This window comes from Bacillus sp. 37MA (assembly GCF_000372765.1).
GTDB lineage: Bacteria > Bacillota > Bacilli > Bacillales > Domibacillaceae > Domibacillus > Domibacillus aminovorans.
On record NZ_KB889752.1, the window covers coordinates 1,646,116 to 1,666,750 of the forward strand.

Consider the following 20,635-nt stretch of genomic DNA (forward strand, 5'->3'; position numbering starts at 1 on the left):
TTTTCTTGTCAATAGCAAATATAAACAATTTTCTGTTAATACACACACACAAAAAAGCTTTTGGCTGCAGCCAAAAGCTTTTTATCTTCCTGCTTATTCAACTCTCGCTTTCTGTACTTTCAATTGTTTCCCTTTGACTGTCGTCGTTTTCATTGCTTTCAACACAACTGGGCCTTTTCCGTTCAGCATCTCAACATATGACACATTATCTTGAATCGTAATAATCCCGATATCGTCTGCTGTCACACCGGGGATATTCGCAATCGTCCCGACAAAATCAACAGCTCGGATTTTCTTTTTCTTGCCTCCGTTAAAGTACAACTTCATAATATCTTTATTCAGTTCACGACTTTTCTCTTTTTTCAACGTTGGACGCGCATTTCTTTTTTCATGAAACGCGGCCTGCCCTGCCGCCACTTCTTCTTTCGACGGACGATCGGCTTTTGGTATCTCAAATCCGATATATGACTCGATTTCCGTCAGAAACTTCCCTTCATGCGGCGTCGCAAACGTAATCGCTTTCCCTACATTGCCTGCTCGCCCTGTCCGCCCCGTCCGATGAACGTAACTTTCCTTTTCAAGTGGCACATCGTAATTGACAACGAGCGAAACATTGTCAATATCAATCCCTCTCGCCGCCACATCCGTCGCCGCAAAATAGCGGAACTCACCCCGTTTAAATTGATTCATCACGTCAAACCGATCTTCCTGCACCATTCCCCCATGAAGCATGCCGCATGAATATCCGGATTCATCGAGCGCATCAAACAACGTCTCCACACGTTCCTTCGTCCGGCAAAACAACATGCAACTATCCGGATTTTCCACAACGGAAATGTCTTTTAACAAGGAAAACTTCTCTTCTTCGTTCACCATGATCACTGCATGTTCAATGTTCTCTGTCGTTAAACCAGCTGCTTGCATTTCGATTTCTTCCGGGTTCTTCATATAGCGGTGACAAAGTGATTCAATATCTTCCGGCAACGTCGCCGAAAACAGCATCGTCACACGTTCTAAAGGCAATTTTTCAATAATCGCTGACACTTGATCGATAAAGCCCATATTGAGCATTTCATCCGCTTCATCAATGATCAAATATTGAATTTTTTCAGTCACTAGCGTCTCTTTTTCAATGTGGTCAAGTACACGACCTGGTGTGCCAACGACAACGTGTGTTTTTTGCTTTAATTCTAATTTTTGTCTAGCAAATGGCTGCTTGCCGTACACAGCTGTCGCTTTAATCCGCTTAAAGCGGCCAATGTTCGTGATATCTTCCTTTACTTGCGCTGCAAGCTCGCGCGTCGGTGTCAGCACAAGTGCCTGCGGTTTATTTTCTTCCCAGTCCACAAGCTCACAAAGCGGAATGCCAAATGACGCCGTCTTGCCGCTCCCTGTCTGCGATTTCACGACGACATCTTTCTGCTCAAGCGCCGCCGGAATAACTGCGGCCTGCACGTCTGTCGGTTCCGCATAGCCTAGCTCCTTAAGCGCTCGTTTAATGTCACTGCTTAATGAAAAGTCGTTAAATGATTGTTTGTTCATTCGTTACCTCGATTATTTTGTCATGATCGTTCTTTCTTATTATACAGAAAAACAGCCTGGAATTATCCAGACTGTTTTATTTAGTAACTGCCGATTGTTAAACGCCTGGGAACCAGCCTGGTGTATTGACAATCATATTCCAGAGCGGATTCGGTATGACGAGTTGGTCTTGATTATTTTTGTCGATTTTTGTGACAATCTGATCTTCTTGGCCATTTTCAATCTTTTGAAGCCAATCCGGTTCAATGATTAAGCCACGACCGATCGCAATAAGCGGCACACCTGTTGATAATGCTTGGAGCGCATCATCTGCTGTATAGATCGAGCCGACGCCAATCACTGGCACACTGTCACCGGCACGCTCTCGAATGATTTCAAGGCGTGTACGGGAGTCATCAACGCCGCGTCTTGGCACCGACCAGAATTCACCCAGTGATACGTGTAAATAATCAAGGTTTTTTTCTTTTAATGCATCAATAAGTTCCAATGTGTCAGCCATCGTAATGCCCGGTGTTTCCGGCTCTTCTGGAGAAAAACGGTAGCCGACCGCAAATGGTGTTTTCGCATGTTCTGAAACCACTTTTTTTACTTCATCGACAACTGCAAGCGGGAATGCCAGGCGTTCGCCCCATTTGTCAGTACGGCGATTGGTTTGTGGTGAAAAGAATTGCTGAATTAAGTATCCGTTTGCGCCGTGAATTTCCACGCCATCAAAGCCCGATTCAACGGCACGTCTCGTTGTTTCACCAAATGCTTTTACAATCGCGTCTACTTCTGCAGCAGACAATTCACGTGGTATTGGGTTTCCTGCTGCTGGTACAGTACTTGCACTGACGACATCTCCATCAACTAGACTCGCAGGCACCATTCGTCCACCATGAAAAATCTGCAAAATCGCTTTGGCCCCTTCACCTTTAATCGCTTTAGCTAGACGCCTAAGACTTGGTATCATCTCGTCACGGTCACCGCCAAATTCACCAGGGAAGCCTTTCCCGTTCGGTGTCACATACGTACAGGCAGTAATAACCATTCCAACACCACTCGAGCGGCGTGCGTAATAGGCAAGTTCTGCATCTGACACGGTGCCGTCTCCATTAGCGGAACAGTTCGTCATCGGTGCCATAACGACGCGATTATGAAGTTCGACGCCACTTTTAAACGTAAAATTTTTAAATAACGGCGCATATTTTTCTTTCATAAATGGGTCCCCTGTCGTTTAAATATACTGTTTTTTTACGACTTTAAGCTGCGCGATTAGTCGTTCAAACCACTCTTCATCTTTCGTCAATAACGCCATGTCAATAAGCTGCTCAAGCACCGCTTCTTCTGTTGCAACGGTATCCGGCACTTTTTCAATCGACTTCGACAACACGTGAATCATCCGTCCGATGAGCTCTTTATTGACTGAATCAATGATATATACTTTCATAATATCTTCTGGGTCTTCTATTTTTACGACATATCCGTAGATTCTCTGTTTGTCCCACGTTTCGCCTTGTACCCAGTCTCCTACTTGAAACTGCATGTTGTTTTCCATTTCATCCCACCCCTTTATGAATCGTTTAACTGTGCGTTTTTATTTTGTCCAATACGGAGGCTACCGTAAACTGGCTTAAGTATAATTCATAATAATCTTCGGCTTTATTGAAAATATGGTCCATCACGACTTGCGTGTTAGACGATATTGGACACGTATCATCCGGGTCGCCTGTACACCAATTAGGCTGGAGGGTGCCATATGAAACCGTATGATACACGTCTGCCAATGTAATGTTCTCTGGATCGCAGCTGAGCAAATACCCGCCACGCATTCCTTCTTTCGTTTTGACAAATCCTTTTTTTCGAAGGATACTCATTACTTTCCGTATACGCGCAGGGTTTGTCGTCACATTATGAGCAATCGCTTCACTGCTCGCCATATACTCGGGCAAATTAGCTAAATACACTAAGCTATGGACAGCAATGGTAAAATCACTATTCATCGACATATTCCCCCTTTTTTCGATAAAGCATACTGTAATTTTATTTTATACAGTTCAAAAAGTCAATGGAAGCGCTTTAAAAATTTCAAACTAGTTGTTAACTTGCATGTCGTCTTTCTTTCATTTCCTTCCATAAAAAAACTGCCTTCTATTAAGAAGACAGCACGTTTTGTTTCATTGCTCTTTTTTGCCAGACGATCGTAATAAGCAATGTCGCCACTAGCAAAATTAACCCTAATATAAATGGATAAATAATGTTTACGTCATACAATAGACCTGCACACGTTGGACCGAGCACATTGCCAATGCTCATGTACATGTTGTTCATCCCCATCGCAAATCCTTGCTCGTCGCCGGCTAGTTTTGAAATAAGTGTGTTTAACACCGGCCGCAAAATCGATGTTGCAAGGAAGATAAGCAAGGAGATACCAAAAAATAACATGTAACTGTTCGCCAAAACAGACAATAAAAACCCGCATGCGGCGACAGCTAAAAAGATATTCAACACTATTCCTTCACCAAAACGGGTGACGAGGCGATCAACGATAAACAGCTGCACAATCACGCTGACGATCCCGGTTGATGTCACCATAAGCGCAATATCTTGTGGAGACGCACCGAATTCATCATCGACAAACAAGCCAAGCACCGATTCATATGCCATCAAACCGAAGCTCATCACGAGCGTAATAACGAGTGGAATGAAATACGGCATTTTCACCGAACGAGCTATTTTTTTCGCCATCGATTCGCTCACTGGGTGGGCAGCGACGACCGGCTGCGGCTGACGGTCCGGTTCTTTTAACATGAAAACGGAAAACAGTACCGCCACAAGCGCGATGACAGCTGAAATCAAAAACGGCATTTTCAATCCAAAATCAGCTAAAAATCCACCGATGCCAGGGCCAACTACAATGCCAAATGACATCGCAGCCGAAATGAAACTATTGCCTTTCGCACGTTGATCAAATGTAGTAATGTCTGCGACGTATGCAAAAATCGCCGGGACTAAAAAGGCCGCTCCGATACCGCCGATGACACGTGATGCATATAGCATCCAGATTGAATCAAACGCATAAAAAACAAACATAGATAAAGACAAACCGGTCAATCCGAAAATAATCATTTTCCGGCGGCCGTAATCATCCGCCCACTTTCCGGCAATCGGTGAAAAGACAAGCTGTGCTCCCGCAAAAATGGCGATCATGAGCCCAGCGGCCATCCCGCCTTCATTAATCGATTCCAAATAAGCCGGCAATATCGGAATAATAATGCCGAAGCTTCCAATCGCAATAAACATATTGATCATTAAAATAATCATTTTTCTCCGCTGATCACCGGTCATGTATATAATCCTCACTTTCTTTCTAGATCCTCTTTTGACACATCTGCCTATTTTAGCAAATCGTGCTCTATTCGGATAGATAATTATCTAAAATTTGAACTTCTTTTTTCTTACGTATATAATAAACTTAGAACTTAAAAAACTATTTTTGTTTCAATAGTTTTATATGGGGGATTGATACGTGAAAAACCGCATTATGAAGGCATTCATCGAAGAGATTCACGACAAGAGCATGAAATTTACGATGGATGATCTCGCAAAACGGCTTGGCATTAGTAAACGGACATTATATGAGCACTTTTCATCCAAAGTCGATATTTTAGATGCGATCATCGACTCGACACTCGCTGAATTTGATGAGCGTACCGACCGGATCATTGAAAATCCTACACTCACATTGCTTGAAAAAATTAAACAGACGATCGCGGTCGTCCCTTCGTACAATGAATTTTATGATCTACGTATTTTAGATCAAATGAAGCGCTACTACCCCGCTCAGTGGGAAAAAATGTACACTGCGCTCAACCAATGGGATGATTTGCGTGCGCTCATTGAACAGGCAATTCAGGAAGGACTTATCGTTCATACCAATGTCCCGCTCATTATGAAGTTGATCATCGACGCTACGAATGCTACACTCGACCGGCGCTTTTTCCAAGAAAATAGCATCACGGTCACAGAAGCACTAAATTCAATCGTAGATATTATTTTGTTCGGTCTCGTCAAAAAAGAAGATATGTAAACTGGAACAGTCTGGTTATATAAAATCAGACTGCCCTCCTTCGCTTTAAAAAACTAAAAAAACAAAAACAGTTTTTTTATTCTCAAAAGGAGAGAAAAAATGAGTGCCCATCAAAGCACGCTCGAAATGTTAGACAACCAGCCAGTTAGCCGTATGTTTATTCGTTATTTAATCCCTTCTATGGTCGGTATGCTCTTAATGGCTGTCAATGTCGTCGTCGATGGTATTATGGTTGGCAACCGGTTAGGAGCTGAAGCGCTTGCTGGTGTTGGAATTGCTGGACCCGTTTACACGATTTTCATTGCCATCTCACTCGGGATTGGTGTCGGTGCAGCTACGCGATATTCGATTGCGATGGGTGCGAAAAAAACAGAACAGGCACGAGCTATTTTCACCCAGTCACTCGTCTTTATTTTTGGTGTGACCCTTTTCATCGGCATCGCTGCCTATTTTTTCCGTGAGCCGCTCGCCTACGCACTCGGTGCCAACACACAAACGTATCCTTATGTTTCTGACTATATGACGGTGCTTCTTTTGTTTGGATTCGTCTTTACAATTGAAAGCGTGTTTAGCGTGTTTATCCGGAATGACGGCGCACCGAACGTATCAATGGCCGCTCTCGTTATTGCAGCCGTTGCGAACATTGCGCTTAATTATTTGTTTTTATATGTGCTTGATTACGGTGTTGCTGGTGCGGCAACAGCGACTGTCCTTGCAGGTGCTACAGCTATTCTTGTGTTATCGACACATTTTTTCAGTCCAAAAAGCAATTTAAAACTTGTCCGGTTTTCATTTAAAAAGCGCCTGTTTTTCATGATGGTCGCCATCGGGTTTCCAAGCTTTCTCGCTGAAATCGGTGTGTCTGTTTTCACGATTTCACATAATATCATTTTGGAAAAAATGGCTGGAACAAGTGGTGTCGCTGCCTTTTCGATTTTAAATTATGTTCATAGCGTCATGCTGATGATGTTTCTCGGCATGGGGTCTGCAATTCAACCGCTCATTAGCTATTATCATGGGGCAAGAAACGAAGAACGAAAGAAAGAAACGGTTCGAATTGCTGTCTGGATTACGATGGGTACCGGTTTCCTTTTCTTCCTCATCGGACAGTTCGCAGCACGACCGATCGTCTCGATTTTCGGGGATTTTCCGGCCGCTGTTACGGAACTTGCGACGAGCGGCATTCAATTATTTTTCATTGCGTACTTATTTATGGGCATCAATTTCGTCATGATGACATACTATCAATCGGTCGGTCACGTACGGATGGCGATCTGGATTACGGCCGCGCGTGAAATTATCATTATGCTGACATTGCTGCATGTATTGCCCCCACTGTTCGGTTTAACAGGCGTCTGGCTGGCAATTCCCATTTCTGAATGTATTGTTTTAATGACTATTTTTCATTACCAGCGAAAGCTGCGGTTTAAACAGATGAAAAAACGGACTCTTCAACAGGAGAAGTTAGAATTTTAATTTAAACCAATCCCGTCATCATAACGCTGGTGGGATTGCTGTTATACGAACAAAGCATGAAACAAATTTGATAAATTACGAGTAACTAGAAAAAATATAACTATATGAATGAGGAGATAGTAGTAATGAACATAACCATTAAGCAAGAACTACCGGAAGATTCCAAAGTGACTGAAAAAGTTGTCAAGAGTGCATTTGCTAATATGGAGTACAGTGATAAAAAGGAACATGAATTGGTGTCTCGTATTAGAAAATCCGACGCATTCATTCCGAAATTATCTTTAGTGGCAATGCATAATGAAATTGTTGGTCATATTCTTTTATCTAAAATAAAAATTATTAATGATAATCAATTTGCAGAATCACTTGCTCTTGCCCCTCTTTCTGTTTTACCAGCGTACCAAAATAAAGGAATAGGAAGGCTTTTAATGCTTGAAGCATTAAAAAAAGCAAAAGAACTGGGATACAATTCTGTTGTTGTAATAGGGCACCCGGAATATTATCCGAAACTTGGATTCAAAAAAGCCTCTTTATGGGGAATAAAAGCACCTTTCGAAGTACCTGAAGAAGCATTCATGGCATTGGAGCTACGTGAACATACTCTTGATAATGTTTCCGGAGTTGTTGAATATCCAAGTGTATTTTTTGAATAAAAAGGAAAGATAAAAGCCGACGATGTCGGCTTTTATCTTTCCTTTTCTTTTATCTTATATAATGTAATGCGGGCACCTTCCTTTTATGAAGTAATAAAGTCGCCGCCATTAATATGCATCGTTTGACCGGTGACGTATGTGGAATCGTTTGATGCCAAGTACACATACGCCGGTGCATTTTCAGACGGCTGGCCACGGCGTCCCATCGGCGTATCCGCCCCGTGCTCTGCCACCTTTTTTTCATCGAATGTCGCTGGAATAAGCGGCGTCCAGATTGGGCCCGGTGCTACAGCGTTGACACGAATGCCTTGAGCGGCGAGGTTCGCTGCAAGGGAACGTGTAAAAGATGTAATCGCCCCTTTTGTCGCTGAGTAATCAATTAATTCAGGTGAACCGCGATACGCTGTCACAGAGGACGTGTTCACGATCGCATCTCCCTTTTTCATATGTTTTAGTGCAGCCTGCGTCAAATAAAACATCGAGAAAATATTTGTTTCAAATGTTTCACGCAGCTGCTCTGGTGTAATGGCTAAAAAATCTTTTGTCGGGAACTGTTTGCCCGCATTATTCACGAGAATATTTAATCCGCCAAACTCGGAAACTACTTGCTCGACCAGCTTTTTGCAGTTCTCGACATCACTTATATCCGTCGCCGCTTTCAATGCTTTGACGCCGTATGACTCAATTAACTTCACTGTTTTCTCTGCATCACCGTCTTCATTTAAGTACGCAATCGCAACATTTGCGCCTTCTTTCGCATAGGCAACCGCGACCGCACGACCGATCCCGCTGTCTCCGCCTGTAATGAGCGCGACTTTACCGACTAATTTACCGGATCCTTCATACTCCTGATCATCATAAATCGGCGCCGGTGTCATTTCTGATTCAATACCAGGCTGCTGACTTTGCGTCTGCGGCGGTGTCTGTTCATCCATTCGTTCAAATTTATCTTTCGCCATCATGTATCCCTCTCCATTCTTTTATAATCCTGTCCACAAAGAGTATTCCCCCGACAAAAAGAGATAAACATCATTTTTACGGTGGCGTGTTCCATCATTTAACTGGAAAAATGGATTACCCGGAACCCGATCCTTCCGTAGAAGGCGGCCTTGTAGCGAAAATGTCTTCACTGTTCCCTCATGAATCCATTAATATCAGAGAATACTTAAAGCCTTTTCCTCCTGATGGCAGCATCCCTGAAATGCCAGGTTGGGAATGGGTACACACACCAGGACATACACCCGGACATATCTCTTTGTTCCGGCAAGTGGACCGTTTGTGACAGTTAAGCAAGATTCGCTCTATAACGTGATCACACAGAAACAGGAAATAAATGGGCCGCCACGATATTTCACGACAGATTGGCCAGAAGCATGGGAATCCGTTAAAAAATTAGAAACATTACAACCATCTATCGCCATCACCGGGCATGGATCGCCAATGTCCGGTGAATGGCTGACAAACAGTTTACGGAAGCTCGTCAGCGAATTTGATCGAATCGCTATTCCTGATTACGGAAAGTACGTGAACAAAAAGAAAGAATATGTTGTGTGCAATGATGAGTTGTTTAATAAAGAACTCAGAGCCATTGTTGATGATAAAAAGCGTATTTAACGAAAAGGCGGCATAAATGAATGAATCATTTATGCCGCCTTTGTTTTCTAGTCAAATCTTCTCATCGTATATAAAAGCTTGCTCCTCCTGCAACTTCAATTCCTGATTCCTGATTCAGATCCGTCATTAATGCAAATAAAGCATCATCTTTTCGTTTCGCTTCAATCATGACGTCGATTTGTGGGATGCTGCCTTTCACTTGATTGAGAAAATTCATAAATCCCTTTACCTCAATAAAATCTGCATGGGCTCTGAACTCTTTCTCAGACTTCGGACTTGAAATATGCATTTTTAAAGGGAGTTTCGACTTTTTCCACGTTGCCACAATACGCGGCCACTCGTCTCCCCACTGCGTTCCTTCTTCATGATTGGCAAGGTGATGATGATAATCAAATACGATAGGGATCCCCCCTATCTTTTCACAAAGATACAGCGTTTCACTTAATGTAAAGGTCTTATCATCATTCTCCAACATGATCATATTTTGCAGCGGCACCGGAATAGTCCCCCAGTTATCAATGAACTGTTCCAGCGCTTTGTCCTTGTCATTATAGGCACCTCCTACATGTAGAACGCAGCGGTGTTCAGGTTCCATTCCCATTCCTTGAAGAAGCGCTTTATGCATATTCAGTGTTTTAACAGCCGTTTTAAACACATCGATTTTCGGTGTATTCAGTACGACAAAATGGTCAGGATGAAAGTCGATCCGCATGCCGGGATGCCTATGCAGGAAGGATCGTATGGAATCAAGACTCTCCGCAAGTGGCATCATATAGTCCCAATCAGCAAGATCGGGATGATTAGCCAACGGTATTAATTTAGAGCTTAACCGAAAAAATTCAATATCATGAGCAGCATTGTGCCGCAGCAGCCGCAAGCAGTTCGTTAAATTGGATACAGCTATTCTTTCCAACTTACTTATCGCTGCTCCTTTGTCTTCATTCTTTAAAAATTGAGTATAGGTCATCGTTTGAGAAGGAGAACCGTTCTTCACATTCATACTCATGGCAGCGTAACCAAGACGGACTAACGTCATTTTCTACACTCCTTCACTGTTGAATGATCTTCTTATGTTATCCAACAGATAAGAAGCCATTCAGGAAGGAGCTAGACAGCACTTATTTTAAATCGTTCTCACGAAGATATTGTTCCAAATCCGTTTTGCAGAGCGGTTTACTAAATAAATAGCCTTGCATGTGATCGCATTCATTCTTCAACAAAAATTCTTTTTGATATTCTTCCTCAACACCTTCTGCTATGACCTTTAACTTGAGACCTCGGGTCAAATTGATGATGGCTTCAGCTATTTCAGATTGGCTATAATCTTCCGTAATGTCTTGAATAAATGATCGATCGATCTTTAGACAATCAATCGGTAATGTTTTTAAATAACTTAACGACGAATAGCCTGTTCCAAAATCGTCAATCGCAATGGAAATGCCGTATTCCTGCATCTCTTTTAATGCTTTGATCGTTTCTTCTAAATTGTAAAGTAACGTACTTTCTGTAATTTCTATTTCAAAATGTTCCGGTGCTAATTGACAGTCGGAAAGGATCTCTTTTACTCTCTTGACTATACTCGCAGGATCAAGAAATTGTTTGGCTGAAAAGTTAACGGCTAATTGAAGTGGCTGCAATCGATTTTTATTCCACTCGCTTACTTGGGAGCAAGCTTGCTTCATCGCTAATTCCCACAATGAATGGATCAACCCCGTTTCTTCTGCCACCGATATAAATACTTCCGGTGATACAAATCCGAGTTCTCTGTCTGTCCACCTTAGCAATGCTTCTACTCCTGTTATGACATTTTCACTGGCATTTATTTTCGGCTGGTAATGAACTTCAACGTCTCCTTGTTCAATCGCTTTTCTCAAACTTGCTTCAATTACTAACTTCTCTTTATTCACTTTGTTTATTTCTTCATTATAAACGATCACTTGATTGCCGCCTTGTTTCTTCGCAGCATACATTGCGACATCTGCACAGATCATAAGTGCCTCTGGGTCTTCTGTATGTTCAGGATACAAACTCATCCCACAGCTCGCACCTACATTTACTTCATTTCCTTCTATAAAATAAGGCTGTTTAATAGCCGCTACAATGTTTCCTGCCATCCTCTTCACTTCTTCTAAGTCAACGTTGCAAAATAAAATAACAAATTCATCGCCGCCCTGCCTTGTCAAAACACTGTTTTCTTCAGGAAGAAAATCGGTTATCCGCTTAGAAATAAGCTGTATTAATTGATCCCCTCTCACATGTCCCAATGAATCATTCACGTCTTTAAAACGGTCTATATCAAGAAATAATACGCCGACCGTGCCGTCTGTATTTTTCGCATTGTCAATCATCTCGTTCAGCTTTTCTTGAAAATATCTTCTGTTAGGCAGCTCAGTCAGCGGGTCATGATAGGCTTGAAATTCAATCACTTCCTGGCTCTTTTTTAAATCCGCGACATAGGTCTGTAAAGAATTTGACAGTGCATTTACATTTTGAGCAAGATGACCGAGTTCGTCTTTACGGTTTAAGACTAAATCTTTACCAAAATTCCCCGCAGCGATCTCGTTTACCCGTTCAACGATATATCTAATCGGATTTGTAATAGAACGAGAAAACATAAAACTCGTTCCGAATGCAATTAAAATAAATAGAACAGAGAGTAACAGATGCTTTAGCAGTTCATCTTTCAACTGTTCCTCTATTAAGCTGTAATCGTACGTTAAGCCGATGACGTATGGTTCCTCCGTATTTACTCCAATCGGAACGAGTGATTTCTGGATATTTTTATTATTTATTTCCTCAATATACGTTTGCGTTTCTCCTGTTTGTATCGCTTTTTGAACTAACTTTGCATCTACTTGCTGATTATTGTATTGATACGTTCCATACCAAATGGGTTGATCAGCGATCCGAATAAAGCTTTCTCCGTTTTTATTAATAATTCTTTCTTCTTGACCAAAGTATTTCGGATTAAAGACAGTCAGTTCCAGTACACCATCAAGTTCGCGTTTGAAACGATCCATGACTTCTCCTGGCCCAAATTGTTTCTCATACTCTAATACTTGGCTATCACGTAAATAAGGGTCGATAATATAATTGGTAGATCCATCATAATAATATCCCCACTTATCTATATGATTAGGATTACTTGCCGCAACTTCAATAGGGCCAGACCAATAATGAGGCAGCACTAAACCTTCTTGAGCGGTGACGGGTGATAAAGCAAAGAGCTGCTGAAAGGCTTTATACCAGTACCCCCATTCCTTCGTTGACATATTTAATTCATGTGGATCAGAAGATTTTACACCGACAATGTCGTCCTCGGTTTGAGCCAATAATGTGATATGTGATACCATTAGCTCATCCGCAAGCGTTCTCAACTGTTCATTTGTTACATCTTCATGATTCGGTGGCAACGACTTTTTTATGGCGAGAGCGGCCGTTCTTAACTCTCTTCCAATAATATTTTCTACATATAATGACCCCTCTTTTGCGTTCTCTACTTGATAAGAAACTTCCTGAGTAACCAACGCTATTTCTCTTTCATTGTATTCAAGTAGCGCGTTTTTAGATCGTATATAGTGGATTGTACTATTCGCAATTAAAATACATAAGACCAATATTGTAAAAATCAATGGTAGTTTTTTCTTTATTGACATTCTCACATTCCCCCCCTGCTGCTATTAAAAAATGGATGATTTTACGCACATTTTAATGAACTATTTTATCATTATTCCTTTTTCCGTATTTGTCATTATAACGTACATATATGAGCGGCATGTAGTTCTTTTTCAATATAATAATTTACATGTCATCTAAACTTTTATTTCGTTTTTTTCAAGAAATGGTTTAAATACAGACATAAACTGTTCTGGCTGATGGATATGTGCGGCATGACCCGCCTTTTCCAGCTCTTTATATTCAATTTGAGGAACATAGTGTTTTAATTCTAAAAGCGTTTCTTTATACAATTTATCATATTCTCCCATCACCCATAAAATGGGTAAATTCATTCCTTTCAATACTTTTCTTGTATCGAACTCAAGTTGTATCTGAATGGCTTTTTCAAGAACATTAGGATGGAGCATCAGAGCATGTTTAACAAAAATAGCTTCTGAGTCTTCCGGTATTTGTTTTTTATTTGGATTTAATGATTTCGCATATCGCTTCAACCATGTCGTATAGTCAAATTCTTGTTTTTCTTTATATAGTTGAGCACGTTTCATATGCAATTTTGAGGGGACATTGCAAAAGTATCCTCCGACAAATGTTAAACTTGTAACCATATCCGGATATTTTTTAGCAAAAGCCATTGCAGGTATACACCCAAAACTTAATGTACATATATGAGCGGCTGCTAATCCATTGTTTTTATAGTGAGTATAGAGCTGTTCGAGCAATAGCTCTAAAGAAAAGGGATGATCTTTTCCTAACGTATCCGGATCATAAAAGTTGTAGGCAATCAAATTGTATTGGTCTTTTAGCTTGTCCATTTCGATTTTAAACGTATTCTTATTTCCAACAACCCCATGTAAAAAAATAATCGTTTCTTTCACTTCGATCATCCCTCTTTTTTCATTTTATCGTTGTACATCATCATATCAGATTAACTCTCGACTATAACAGCTATTCTATCTTGTCAAGATAAAAAATGCCCTGTCTTCATGCAACTTTAAATAGAGAAACATACATGGTTTTTCTTAAAATGGTGCTCTTATCTCTTCCCTTTTTTCGAAAATGAGAGATATTATGCAAAAAAAGATGAATGGATGAGAAAATGGCTCATGTTGTGCGCTTTCATTGCCAATGTTACCGTTTACACCATCAATGTTTCCGCTTACATTCGCTTTGATTAAATACTGCTTATATATGATAATCAAATTATATCAACTTAAATCGAAAACGAAACTTTGATTAGAATAAACTATTTAAAAAAAGAATAGGATGAATAAATTAGATGAATGCAGTAGCAGTAAAAATGACACGTCAGTTGTTAAATTCAGTAGAAAAAATCACACAGAAATTATTACATGGAGAATTTTTCTATAATGAAGTTCATTTTATTGAGGAAGAGTTTTTACCGGGAGAAGGAGCTAGCTACATTGGATTTATCTACGATGTAAAAGGACATTTTGGTGAAAACTATAAAGTCAGTGTGTTTTCTCATGATGGCTTTACTTTCGAAATAAGAAAACATAACGACCAAGGGTTTGATGATTTAGAAGGCAGATTTACATTATAACAGTTGGCATCTTCATTCTTGAAGATGCCTTTTTTTTGTTTACATATTTGTTTTATCAATAATTTTCACTTTTTGAAACCATACTACATTCTGAGGTGAAGACATGTATAAACTGTTGTCTCATAATGATTTAGATGGAGTCGGATGTGGTATTTTAGCAAAGCTCGCTTTTGGGGATCAGATGAAAGTCCGCTACAATTCCATTTCAAGTCTCAACGCGCAAGTTGAGTGGTTTTTGGAAAATAATGATAAAAATACAGCCTTAATTATTACAGATTTGTCTGTAAATGAAGAAAATGAAGAAAGACTGGATGCTTTTTATCAAGGCGGAGGAAACATACAACTACTTGATCACCATAAAACGGCTCTGCATTTTAACCGTTATAAATGGGGGCATGTAGTGGTGGAGGACGCCGAAGGACATTTAACTTCAGCGACTTCTTTATTTTATGAATATCTTGTTACTCATCAACTAATAAAGCCATCAAACGTCACAGTAGAATTTGTAGAACTCGTTAGACAGTATGATACGTGGGAGTGGGAGAAAAATAACAACCAGGAAGCAAGACGGCTCAACGCTCTCTTCTTTTTACTTTCGATTGAAGAATTTGAGGAAAAAATGCTCCATCGACTTACATCAAACGATCATTTCCGCTTTGATGAGTTTGAAAAGAAACTGCTTGATATGGAAGAAAATAAAATCGAACGCTATATCCGCCGGAAAAAGCGGGAACTCGTTCAAATTCAAATGGGCGGCCATTTTACAGGTATCGTTTATGCGGAATCCTATCACTCAGAGCTTGGAAATGAACTTGGCAAAGAATATCCGCATCTTGATTATATTGCTATTTTAAATATGGGTGGAAAACGAGTAGGATTTCGAACGATCCACGATCATATTGATGTGTCTGAAGTGGCTGGTCATTTTGGTGGAGGCGGGCATGCAAAAGCAGCAGGCTGCTCTTTAACTGATGAAGCTTATAATCAGTTTGTGAAAGATACGTTTCATCTTGAACCATTGCAGGAAGATGCAAAACGAAATCGTTATAACTTGAAACGGTCTTCGTTCGGTTCGCTGTATAAAAACCGGATGGAAGAGGCCTTTCTTCTTTATCCAGTAAACGATCTTGACTGGGCAATTGTACAGAATAAAACAAAAATGGATCAGACCTTTACAAGTTTTGATGAAGGGGAACATTTCTTAAAACGAAATTATGCAGTCTCGCTTGTAAATGACGATACGTTTGTCAATTACTTAATGGACGATATAAAAAAGGGAATTGAATAAATTTGAAGAAAAAAAGAGAAATTAACATTCTGGATGTTGTGATTGCAGGAGGCGGCCCGGCCGGATTAAGTGCCGCCCTTGTTTTAGGTAGATCTTTGAAAAATGTGACAGTCATTGATGATGGAAGACCAAGAAACTATGTAACGGCTGCTTCACACGGTTTTCTAACTAGAGATGGGATAAAACCATCAGAACTTAGAAAAATTGCGCATGAACAGCTAACAAAGTATCAAAATGTTAAATTTACAGAAGATTTCATCGAAAAAGTCGAGAAAAAAAACAATGTTTTCATCACAACAACAAAAAGCGGAAAAACAATGGTAAGCAAAAAGATCGTTTTCGGCACCGGTATGAAAGATCATTTACCGGCCATTGATGGGCTCCAAGAGGTATACGGAAAAACGGTTTTTCACTGTCCTTACTGTGACGGCTGGGAACGAAGAGATGAGCCTTTAGCTGTATTTGGAAACGGAAAAGGTCTATTGCCTTTTATAAAACTCATTTACAACTGGAGTGAAGATTTAATCGCTTTTACAAATGGAACAGCTGATATAACGAAAGAAGAAAAACAAGAACTCATTCAACATAACATTCCGCTGATCGAATCCCCCATCATCGAATTCCAATCAACAAAAGGAAATCTAGAAAGAATTATCTTGCAAAATGGGGATGCAGTCCGTCGTAAAGGCGGATTTTGGGTAACGACCAATGAGCAGCAGGCTTCCATGATTCCTGCGCTTCTTGGTGTTCCTTTAAATGAGAATGGTGAGTATGAAACAGGTGATCATGGCCAAACAAATATTAAAGGACTCTCTATTGTCGGAGATGCTAAAAATTCATTCACAAGCTTGATCGGGGCGGCGGAACAGGGATATGAAATAGGCGTTAAAATAAACGGTGAATTGGCCGAAGAAAAGTGGGCTGACAAATTACTATGAAGGTACTCTATAAGAATTTCAAATAAATAAAGAGCTACGGATCGCAGCTCTTTATTTTTCAGTTAACGCCGTTTAACTTTATGCATTACGATGTAAAGTATAAAACAAATACATAAAGTGACACAAGAAAACAAAATGGCTAAACTGGCAAAAGCCATTGTATACGCATGATAGCTTGTAAGGGTAGAAATCATTTTACTGCTGTCAAAATGGAAAAAAGCTCCGAGTAAATTGAACGTTAGCAATACAATGAATACGGAAGAAATTCCCGTTGCGGCCCCTTTTATATCTTCTTTGCTTAAAGCGATATGTGTCGATATGCTTATCGCAAAGAAAATAAATAGCCAGAATAACGGATTCACGATATTTCCTATGGTGAACAAGCTTTGAAACAATACACCCGAAGATAGTAACACACTCTTCACCATATCGAGGCTTATTTGTTCTGGCTGAACTTGATTTTCTAAATAAGCTGTATAGAGGCGATAGGATTCAGGAACGAAACAATACATAAGAATTATTAAGGACACTACGCCTGAAATAAAAGGACCGATCCCGATAAAAAAGTTGCCTATTTTCTGATACAGACTTCTCGGGTTGTAGCTATGCTCCACAAAACCTAAATAATGTATATCCCCTCTAGTTGGAACCCATTGCACCTTTTTAATCCGATGTCTAAATAGCAGGCACATGATGACATGTCCGAATTCATGGATAGGTGTGCCGATCCAGGCCGTTACTAAATAGCCTTTCTTATTAAACGTTCGGTATAAATACGTAACCGATTGTTTTTGTAAAAAATCCAGCATAAATCCAATTACGAAAATAAATCCCATTAAAGAAACTAATTGTAAAACTGTATTAAAAATAATGGTAAAAAAAGAAGAAGCCATTTAGTTCTTTTCATCTCCCCGCATTGATCAAAACATATCGAAGCACTATTCATTTTACTCGTTTTCAACGAATAAAAATACTTTCTTGAAACTTCTACATTCAAGAAAGTGTAGATCTTGCTCTCTCTTTTTCCACCATCCTGCCCGTGCCGCCACAAGAAATCTGTCGACAGTATCTGCCATTCAGTCCGTCATTGTGTCTGTATTTCCTCCGCTTTGAGAAGTCCGTCCGACTAATTGATCCATGCTGAATTCAAAAATCTCCCACCAAATGCTGCAAATGAGCGAATAAAATGAACGTACGTCTCATCTTTTCACCCTACTAAAATGGAATGGTTCACTATGATCACTGAACGTTTTCATTTGCTGCTTTATTCATTTTCATGGATCTAGTTCACCCGCTAAATGCATATAGATGATGAATAAATAGATGTCTAAGGGTGATAAGATGGTCCTTTTTATTGAAAAAGCACTTCTCTTCATGATTGTATTGAGACTCATTTCAGGTAGTATCGAGATAACTGCTGCGATGTTGATGCTTAAATTGAATGATTTAGAAAAAGCTTTTTACATCAACAGTTTACTTGCCTTAGTCGGTCCTTTTATTTTGATCGTCACGACCGGAATAGGCATAGCGGGCCTCGCAGAAAAAATCCCTTTAACAAAAAGCATCTGTCTCATAAGCGGGATTTTACTCATTCTTTTCAGTTTAAAATCTAAATGAGCGGCGGATCAGTCAATATTACTGTTCTGTCCTTTTTATTATACAATTGCTTCTTTAGATTTCATCTGAATAAGAACGAGCGCCCTTTCATACATTTAACTTGAATGGGGGATAGTATCATTATTTTAAGATTAAAAATTCAGATAAAGGCAAACTAATCGAAAGGTTAGGACGCAAAGTTACAGGTCTAAGGCCAAGTGGCTATGACGGCTGGGCCGCCTCATAAACGGGGGGATCGGAATGGAAGTTGCAATGCAAGTAACGAATATGAATGCGAAAGTCATTTTGACCATCCTCATCGTATTGTTGTTATTCCTCTTGTATTTATTAGCCTGTAAATGGAAAAAATTTAAACTGTTTTTCATTCTCACGGCTGTCCTCTGTAACTCCGCGTACATTTTATGGCGAGGTTTAGAAACCATTCCAATGTTCAGTACCTTAACCATCATCCTTGGCGTTGTTTTATTTTTATCTGAATTTGTTGATTTTTTTCAGTCCAACGTTTTTCGTTTAACATTTTTAAAGGAGTATAAAATTCAGTTTAAAAGCATGGACTTATTTCGCACTTCCCCTACTGTTGATGTATTTATCGCTACGTATAATGAGCCAGCCGATGTACTCAAAAAAACCGTTGCGGGCTGTAAGTCGTTAAAGTATCCCGCTTCGAAATTATCCATCTATATTTGTGATGATGGGAACAGAGAAGAAATTAAATTGCTTGCCGAAGAGTTTGATGTAGGCTACATCACCCGTGAATCCAATGAACATGCAAAAGCCGGCAATTTAAATAATGCTTTTAACAAAACAAACGGGGAATTTGTCATGCTGCTGGATGCGGATATGATTCCGAAAAGTTATTTTTTACGAAGAACGATGGGGTATTTCACCAAGAAAAATGTCGGATTTGTCCAAACGCCGCAAGTATTTTATAACTCCGATCCTTTTCAAAATAACTTGCGATACTTTAAAGAAATACCGAATGAGCAAGATTTCTTTATGCGTTTTGTTGAAGCTGGCCGGGCTGCTTTTAACGTCGTGCTGCATGTTGGAACAAATGCGGTGTTCCGAAGAAGTACAGTCGAAGATATTGGCGGTTTTCCAACCGGAAGTATAACAGAAGATTTGGCGACAGGCATTATCATTCAAGCAAAAGGCTATGAAACGGTCTTCGTCAATGAACCGTTAGTGTTCGGAATGAGTGTCGATACGTTTGGTGATTTAGTGAAGCAGCGAAAACGGTGGGCACGAGGCAATATTCAAGTGATGAAAAAATGGGGTCCTACAAAACTAAAAGGACTAAACGTATCACAGCGCCTTATTTATTTCAGTGGCATCCTCTATTGGTTTTGTGGTCTTCAAAAGCTTATGTTTATCATCGCACCGATTATATTTCTGCTAACGGGCATTCCGTTCGTTTCAACAAATGTTTATGATTTACTTTTATTTGCAGGTCCCTCTCTTATCGCATCATTCTTGATTTTTAAGCTGCTCTCTCAAAACCATCGAACGATGTACTGGGCGAATATATATGAAGTATCGTTAGCACCTTATCTCGCTAAAGCCGCTTTCGCTGAATTTTTCTTGAAAAGACAGCTCGATTTTAATGTTACGTCAAAAGAGAAAAAGACCGATTCCAAATACTTTCACTTTACGCTCGCTCTACCTCACATCATCCTATTCATTCTGTCCATCTCAGCGATCATCTTCGGTTTATATAAGATGTATTACAATATGTATTCCTATTCCTCTATCGTTGTAAATTTAATTTGGTGCTGCTACAACATTAGTAGTATCTTTGTCAGTATTCTTGTCTGCATGGAACGACCAAAACCGGATGGTGAAGAAAACATTACATTCACCAATTCTCACGTTTGGTTATCCAACTTGTCTGAAAAAAGTCATTCGACCTTTAATATCTACCAAATGTCGATCAATCAAATTATTTTGTACAAAAATGATTATCTTGTGAATGATTCATATAAACTAGGCGATCTGGTCGAGCTTTCCAATCCAGAGCTGTCAGGAGTTGGCGGCGTTATTCAAGACATATATGAAAAAGATAACAAATTATTTTTCAAAATCGTTTTCAATGAACTGGAGAAAAATGAATTTATAAAAGTCATTCAATATGTTTTTGAAAACTCAAGAGGCTACACAATAGTTGATAAAGAACTTATCAGCAAGTATTAGTTTAATTAG

19 protein-coding genes, 1 pseudogene and 1 riboswitch are annotated in these 20,635 nt (G+C 39.9%); of the genes and pseudogenes, 9 read left to right on the top strand and 11 right to left on the bottom strand.

The genetic code is table 11. The features are described 5' to 3' along the window. Positions 1-93 precede the first annotated feature (93 nt). The 5 genes from A3M5_RS0109295 to A3M5_RS0109315 all read right to left on the bottom strand — a co-directional run bounded on the left by A3M5_RS0109295 (position 94) and on the right by A3M5_RS0109315 (position 4,869). On the bottom strand, positions 94-1,542 hold the full coding sequence (locus A3M5_RS0109295) for a DEAD/DEAH box helicase (protein ID WP_018393490.1): 1,449 nt from the start codon (positions 1,540-1,542) through the stop codon (positions 94-96). Between the two features lie 97 nt (positions 1,543-1,639). After that, positions 1,640-2,740 (bottom strand): NADH-dependent flavin oxidoreductase, encoded by a 1,101-nt coding sequence (locus A3M5_RS0109300; RefSeq protein WP_018393491.1) that lies wholly within the window; start codon positions 2,738-2,740, stop codon positions 1,640-1,642. 18 nt (positions 2,741-2,758) lie between these two features. After that, complete coding sequence (locus A3M5_RS22765) at positions 2,759-3,079, bottom strand: IDEAL domain-containing protein (protein ID WP_018393492.1); 321 nt, start codon at positions 3,077-3,079, stop codon at positions 2,759-2,761. Between the two features lie 25 nt (positions 3,080-3,104). Next, positions 3,105-3,524 (bottom strand): Rrf2 family transcriptional regulator, encoded by a 420-nt coding sequence (locus tag A3M5_RS0109310; protein WP_018393493.1) that lies wholly within the window; start codon positions 3,522-3,524, stop codon positions 3,105-3,107. A gap of 151 nt (positions 3,525-3,675) precedes the next feature. Next, on the bottom strand, positions 3,676-4,869 hold the full coding sequence (locus A3M5_RS0109315; RefSeq protein WP_018393494.1) for an MFS transporter: 1,194 nt from the start codon (positions 4,867-4,869) through the stop codon (positions 3,676-3,678). A 181-nt stretch (positions 4,870-5,050) separates the two neighbouring features. Between A3M5_RS0109315 and A3M5_RS0109320 the strand changes: the two genes are divergently transcribed. The 3 genes from A3M5_RS0109320 to A3M5_RS0109330 all read left to right on the top strand — a co-directional run bounded on the left by A3M5_RS0109320 (position 5,051) and on the right by A3M5_RS0109330 (position 7,740). Beyond that, entirely contained in the window at positions 5,051-5,611 is a 561-nt protein-coding gene (locus A3M5_RS0109320) for a TetR/AcrR family transcriptional regulator (RefSeq protein WP_018393495.1), read from the top strand. A gap of 99 nt (positions 5,612-5,710) precedes the next feature. Further along, the gene (locus A3M5_RS0109325; protein WP_018393496.1) at positions 5,711-7,087 is read left to right on the top strand and encodes an MATE family efflux transporter; all 1,377 of its coding nucleotides are present in this window, start codon (positions 5,711-5,713) and stop codon (positions 7,085-7,087) included. A 125-nt stretch (positions 7,088-7,212) separates the two neighbouring features. Continuing rightward, positions 7,213-7,740, top strand: coding sequence for a GNAT family N-acetyltransferase (locus A3M5_RS0109330; protein ID WP_018393497.1), 528 nt, complete (start codon positions 7,213-7,215; stop codon positions 7,738-7,740). Between the two features lie 83 nt (positions 7,741-7,823). Here A3M5_RS0109330 and A3M5_RS0109335 read toward each other — a convergent pair whose 3' ends face one another. Further along, the gene (locus tag A3M5_RS0109335) at positions 7,824-8,699 is read right to left on the bottom strand and encodes an SDR family oxidoreductase (RefSeq protein WP_026221652.1); all 876 of its coding nucleotides are present in this window, start codon (positions 8,697-8,699) and stop codon (positions 7,824-7,826) included. Between the two features lie 98 nt (positions 8,700-8,797). On the opposite strand from A3M5_RS0109335, the pseudogene A3M5_RS26150 reads away from it, so the two are divergent. Then, a pseudogene (locus tag A3M5_RS26150) lies at positions 8,798-9,276 on the top strand (MBL fold metallo-hydrolase); the annotation flags it as partial. 139 nt (positions 9,277-9,415) lie between these two features. On the opposite strand, the gene uvsE reads toward A3M5_RS26150, so the two are convergent. The 3 genes from uvsE to A3M5_RS0109360 all read right to left on the bottom strand — a co-directional run bounded on the left by uvsE (position 9,416) and on the right by A3M5_RS0109360 (position 13,916). Then, positions 9,416-10,390: a UV DNA damage repair endonuclease UvsE gene (uvsE, locus tag A3M5_RS0109350; protein WP_018393501.1), complete on the bottom strand. Its 975-nt coding sequence runs from the start codon at positions 10,388-10,390 to the stop codon at positions 9,416-9,418. Positions 10,391-10,472: 82 nt separating this feature from the next. After that, positions 10,473-13,010 carry a bifunctional diguanylate cyclase/phosphodiesterase gene (locus tag A3M5_RS0109355; RefSeq protein ID WP_018393502.1) on the bottom strand — a complete coding sequence of 846 codons (2,538 nt, stop codon included), beginning with the start codon at positions 13,008-13,010 and terminating at the stop codon, positions 10,473-10,475. Between the two features lie 156 nt (positions 13,011-13,166). After that, complete coding sequence (locus A3M5_RS0109360; RefSeq protein ID WP_018393503.1) at positions 13,167-13,916, bottom strand: alpha/beta fold hydrolase; 750 nt, start codon at positions 13,914-13,916, stop codon at positions 13,167-13,169. A 392-nt stretch (positions 13,917-14,308) separates the two neighbouring features. On the opposite strand from A3M5_RS0109360, the gene A3M5_RS0109365 reads away from it, so the two are divergent. The 3 genes from A3M5_RS0109365 to A3M5_RS0109375 all read left to right on the top strand — a co-directional run bounded on the left by A3M5_RS0109365 (position 14,309) and on the right by A3M5_RS0109375 (position 16,819). Continuing rightward, complete coding sequence (locus A3M5_RS0109365; protein ID WP_018393504.1) at positions 14,309-14,593, top strand: hypothetical protein; 285 nt, start codon at positions 14,309-14,311, stop codon at positions 14,591-14,593. Between the two features lie 103 nt (positions 14,594-14,696). Further along, entirely contained in the window at positions 14,697-15,881 is a 1,185-nt protein-coding gene (locus tag A3M5_RS0109370) for a DHH family phosphoesterase (protein WP_018393505.1), read from the top strand. Positions 15,882-15,883: 2 nt separating this feature from the next. Beyond that, positions 15,884-16,819 (top strand): NAD(P)/FAD-dependent oxidoreductase, encoded by a 936-nt coding sequence (locus A3M5_RS0109375; protein ID WP_018393506.1) that lies wholly within the window; start codon positions 15,884-15,886, stop codon positions 16,817-16,819. 62 nt (positions 16,820-16,881) lie between these two features. On the opposite strand, the gene A3M5_RS0109380 is transcribed toward A3M5_RS0109375, so the two are convergent. Then, positions 16,882-17,712, bottom strand: a complete 831-nt coding sequence (locus A3M5_RS0109380) for a hypothetical protein (protein WP_018393507.1) — start codon at positions 17,710-17,712, stop codon at positions 16,882-16,884. A gap of 183 nt (positions 17,713-17,895) precedes the next feature. Further along, positions 17,896-17,994 (bottom strand): DUF2238 domain-containing protein, encoded by a 99-nt coding sequence (locus A3M5_RS26835; protein ID WP_502685418.1) that lies wholly within the window; start codon positions 17,992-17,994, stop codon positions 17,896-17,898. A gap of 166 nt (positions 17,995-18,160) precedes the next feature. Between A3M5_RS26835 and A3M5_RS0109390 the strand changes: the two genes are divergently transcribed. Both A3M5_RS0109390 and A3M5_RS22775 read left to right on the top strand, forming a co-directional pair. Beyond that, positions 18,161-18,436, top strand: coding sequence for a YqhV family protein (locus A3M5_RS0109390; RefSeq protein WP_018393509.1), 276 nt, complete (start codon positions 18,161-18,163; stop codon positions 18,434-18,436). A gap of 138 nt (positions 18,437-18,574) precedes the next feature. Beyond that, positions 18,575-18,659, top strand: a riboswitch (cyclic di-GMP riboswitch). Positions 18,660-18,676: 17 nt separating this feature from the next. Continuing rightward, positions 18,677-20,626 carry a glycosyltransferase family 2 protein gene (locus tag A3M5_RS22775; protein ID WP_018393510.1) on the top strand — a complete coding sequence of 650 codons (1,950 nt, stop codon included), beginning with the start codon at positions 18,677-18,679 and terminating at the stop codon, positions 20,624-20,626. The last annotated feature ends 9 nt before the right edge of the window (positions 20,627-20,635 follow it).